The organism is Mesorhizobium sp. Cs1299R1N1 (genome assembly GCF_037179655.1).
Taxonomy (GTDB): domain Bacteria; phylum Pseudomonadota; class Alphaproteobacteria; order Rhizobiales; family Rhizobiaceae; genus Mesorhizobium; species Mesorhizobium salmacidum.
Window position 1 is genome coordinate 552,501 of record NZ_JAPYKR010000001.1, and the last position, 2,500, is coordinate 555,000.

Here is a 2,500-nt window from a genome sequence, read left to right on the forward strand (position 1 = left end):
GTTTTTGTGCGGGGTCGCCGGCTTGGTCCTTTGGGGGCGCCCAGGCCGGATCCAAGGCGGCGCTTATCCGAACGCAAAGCGGCCCGCCGGCTTTGAGCCTGGCGGGCCGATTTGGTAAGTTTGGTTGCGGGGACAGGATTTGAACCTGTGACCTTCAGGTTATGAGCCTGACGAGCTACCGGGCTGCTCCACCCCGCGCCACCACCGCGATCGCCCTGTGGCGATTGCGGTATTTGCGATCGCCGCTCTACTTTGGCGACCGCGGCATTCCTGTATCCACCAAATGAAAGGGCCGCTTAGAGCGGCCCGGGATCCCTTGGCGGGCCTTTATGCATGTCGCCCAAAAAGTGTTAGCGGTTTTGGGGCAACGACATGCATCGAACAAAGCAATGAGAAGATTTCTCTGTCATCCGGTTGGATGTGAGTTTGAACGTGCGTTTAGCAGACCTGGCAGCGACCTACTCTCCCGCGTCTTGAGACGAAGTACCATCAGCGCTGGAGCGTTTCACGGCCGAGTTCGGAATGGGATCGGGTGCAGCCGCTCCGCCATAACCACCAGGTCGGCAAAACGCACGTTATTCGAGAAGCTGGTTTGAGCGAATAGCCATAGAGAGGAGCGAATAGGGGACCTATTTTGTGCTTTCTCGGAGCTTTTCGCTGGTCTTTTTTGTGCCTGGCCGTCCTTGGGGTCTGGTCCTTCGAAGCGAAGCTTCGCAAGGTCGACCGACCGTCGGCGCCGATGCGCCGCACCCACGTAGCGCCGCCCGAAGGGCGGAACACGCGTGAGTGAGAACAAACCATTTGACTTCGTCAAATGGACATTAGGAATGAGAACGATCAAGCCGATCGAACTATTAGTACCGGTAAGCTTCAAGCGTTGCCGCTCTTCCACACCCGGCCTATCAACGTGGTCGTCTTCCACGGTTCTCAGGGAATACTCGTTTTAAGGTGGGTTTCCCGCTTAGATGCCTTCAGCGGTTATCCCGTCCGGATATAGCTACCCTGCTATGCGGCTGGCGCCACAACAGGTCCACCAGAGATCCGTCCATCCCGGTCCTCTCGTACTAGGGACAGATCCTTTCAATATTCCTACACCCACGGCAGATAGGGACCGAACTGTCTCACGACGTTCTGAACCCAACTCACGTACCGCTTTAAATGGCGAACAGCCATACCCTTGGGACCTGCTCCAGCCCCAGGATGCGATGAGTCGACATCGAGGTGCCAAACAACCCCGTCGATATGGACTCTTGGGGGTCATCAGCCTGTTATCCCCGGCGTACCTTTTATCCGTTGAGCGATGGCCCTTCCACGCGGGACCACCGGATCACTATGACCGACTTTCGTCTCTGCTCGACTTGTCAGTCTCGCAGTCAGGCAGGCTTATGCCATTGCACTCAGCGAACGATTTCCGACCGTTCTGAGCCCACCATCGCGCGCCTCCGTTACTCTTTAGGAGGCGACCGCCCCAGTCAAACTACCCACCATACATTGTCCCGGACCCGGATAACGGGCCGCGGTTAGACATCCATAGTAATAAGGGTGGTATTTCAAGGGTGGCTCCACCTGAGCTGGCGCCCAGGTTTCAAAGCCTACCACCTATCCTACACATGCCACTACGAATGCCAATGTAAAGCTATAGTAAAGGTGCACGGGGTCTTTCCGTCTAACCGCAGGAACCCCGCATCTTCACGGGGAATTCAATTTCACTGAGTCTATGCTGGAGACAGCGGGGAAGTCGTTACGCCATTCGTGCAGGTCGGAACTTACCCGACAAGGAATTTCGCTACCTTAGGACCGTTATAGTTACGGCCGCCGTTTACTGGGGCTTCGATTCAGAGCTTGCACCCCTCCTCTTAACCTTCCAGCACCGGGCAGGCGTCAGACCCTATACGTCGTCTTGCGACTTCGCAGAGCCCTGTGTTTTTGATAAACAGTCGCTACCCCCTGGTCTGTGCCACCCTCCTCTACTTGCGTAGAAAAGGGTCACGCTTCTTCCGAAGTTACGCGTGCAATTTGCCGAGTTCCTTCAGCATAGTTCTCTCAAGCGCCTTGGTATACTCTACCAGACCACCAGTGTCGGTTTCGGGTACGGTTTATAAGGAGGAGCTATTTCCTGGAACCACGCAGCAGCCCGTTCAATCCGATAAGATTGGACTACCTCAATGATCCGTCACTACCTCCAAGCCCACGAATATTAACGTGGTTCCCATCGACTACGCGTTTCCGCCTCGTCTTAGGGGCCGGCTAACCCTGCTCAGATTAGCTTTAAGCAGGAACCCTTGGTCTTTCGGCGGGGGAGTCTCTCACTCCCCTTACGTTACTCATGTCAGCATTCGCACTTCTGATACCTCCACCACCCCTCACGGGTATGGCTTCATCAGCTTACAGAACGCTCCGCTACCGCTTGGCCCTTGCGGACCAAACCCTAAGCTTCGGTGTATGGCTTTAGCCCCGTTACATTTTCGGCGCAAAGACCCTTATTTAGACCAGTGAGCTG

General features: G+C 55.7%; 1 tRNA gene and 2 rRNA genes (1 of these 3 running past the window's edge). All 3 read right to left on the reverse strand.

Features of this window, described 5'->3' with window-relative positions:
* Positions 1-121: 121 nt before the first annotated feature.
* A tRNA-Met gene (locus O7A70_RS02670) sits at positions 122-198 on the reverse strand.
* A 247-nt stretch (positions 199-445) separates the two neighbouring features.
* A 5S ribosomal RNA gene (gene rrf, locus O7A70_RS02675) occupies positions 446-560 on the reverse strand.
* A gap of 273 nt (positions 561-833) precedes the next feature.
* A 23S ribosomal RNA gene (locus O7A70_RS02680) occupies positions 834-2,500 on the reverse strand; it runs 1,201 nt beyond the window's last position.